The following is a 1,656-nucleotide window of genomic DNA, read 5'->3' on the forward strand; positions in this document are numbered from 1 at the left end:
CTGAGCCCTGATCCACCGGTCCTTCTCGGTCGGGCGTGGTTCTCGGGATTGTCGGTAGTTGCCGAGAGGAGGGCGTGGCGGGGCCGCCGGTCTGCGCCGGCTCTTCCACTGGTTCTCCGGTCGGGCCCGGTCGGGCGGGTGGTCAGGTCGTAGCTGGTGTCGGTGGGCCGGTCGCGGTGATGGTCGCCCAGAGTGCTGCCCAGGCTGGTGCCCAGGGCCAGCGTGCTGGCAGGTGCAGCACGAGGCGGCGCCCGGTGGCGGCCAGGCGGGCGGGGACGGTGATGATGCGTCGTCGCAAGGTCGCCCACCGGGCGGTGACCATGCCGGCAGCGATGGACGCGGCGCGGGCGAGGTTGAACGACAGGGCCGCGAATGCGACCCAGGCGGCGTTGGCGGCGTAGTTCCCCGAGGGTAGGTGGGCCAGGGGCCCGTCTTTGAGCTCGGCGATGACCTGTTCGATGATCGCGTGGTCGCGGTGGCGTTGGTCGGCCTCCACGGTGCTCAGGGTCGAGTTGGTCACGAACGCGTGGTGGCGCCAGTCGGCGAACAGCTCGCCCTGCACCGACCCGTCCGAGGCGCGTGGTTGCTGGCGCTTGACCCGGCGCACGACCAGGCGGCAGGTGATCTGCTGGGCCTTGGGCAGGGAGGTGAACGCGGTGAACGGCACTTCGGCGACCTGCGCGTCGGAGACCCATCCACCGGCCTGCTCGTCGAAGACCGCGTTCGGGTAGTGGATCGAGGTCCAGGCGTCCTGGTTGATCGCGGCGATGGCCCCCACGACCTGCGGGTTCATCCGCGCGGTGACGGAGAACCACGCGTCGTGTCGCACCGCCGTGGCCAGGAACGCCCGCAGGTAGTAGGCCGAGTCCGCCCGGGCCAGGACCCGCCCGCTCGCGCCGGCGGCGCGGGTGGTGGTGATGGCCTGGGCCAGCAGCCGCGCCGAACCCTTGTGGGAGGCGATGTTGCCCCGGCGCAGCCGGGCCCGGACCACCACCGGCGCACTGGTCGGGGTGCAGGCCGTGGCCAGCTGGACGTTCAGGCCCCGGACCCGGGAGTACCCGAACCCGGCGCCCTGCTTGGCGTAGCCGTGGACGGCGCGAATGGTGTCGTCGACGTCGATGAACACCATGCCGTCCTGCGCGCGCCCGCCGGCCAGCAGGCCCGGGACCTGCCCGGTCAGCCCGGCCAGGACCGCGCCGCTGATCTTGTCGACCTGCTGGACGTGACCATGGGTGAACGTGCGCAGGAACGTGCCCAACGTCGAGGGCGCTCGCACCCCGGGAACGACCCGGGCCATGCCGCCGGCGCGCAGCAGGTCCAGGTCATCGATGCTGTCCGCGCCCGCGAGCATCCCAGCCACCACGCTGCGCGACTTGTCCGCCGCGTTCGCGCTCGGCACGCTCAGGTGCTCGGCCAGCAGGCCGTCCAGGCCGGCCCGCCCGGCCAGCTCGAGCACGGGCACCAACCCGGCAGCCGACACGAGGTTCGGGTCATCGAAGACCGGCACGATGCTGTGGCAGGCTTTCACTTACGAGATGCCCTTCGTGAGCTGCTCGGATGGGACGTCGCAATCCACATCCTCGCTGCTCAGGAGGGCATTCTCGCTCTCCGCCACGCACCACCACCCACCTCAAACCGGTGGATCAGGGCTGAGGC

1 protein-coding gene is annotated in these 1,656 nt (G+C 71.6%); it reads right to left on the reverse strand.

Annotated features, from left to right (window positions below; all coding sequences use genetic code 11):
* Positions 1 to 142 precede the first annotated feature (142 nt).
* A complete protein-coding gene (locus tag M1R94_RS20170; protein WP_249383522.1) occupies positions 143 to 1,528 on the reverse strand; it encodes an IS1380 family transposase in 1,386 nt (461 codons plus the stop codon).
* Positions 1,529 to 1,656: the final 128 nt, after the last annotated feature.

The organism is Actinotalea alkalitolerans (assembly GCF_023369855.1).
In the GTDB taxonomy this organism is placed as follows: domain Bacteria; phylum Actinomycetota; class Actinomycetes; order Actinomycetales; family Cellulomonadaceae; genus Actinotalea.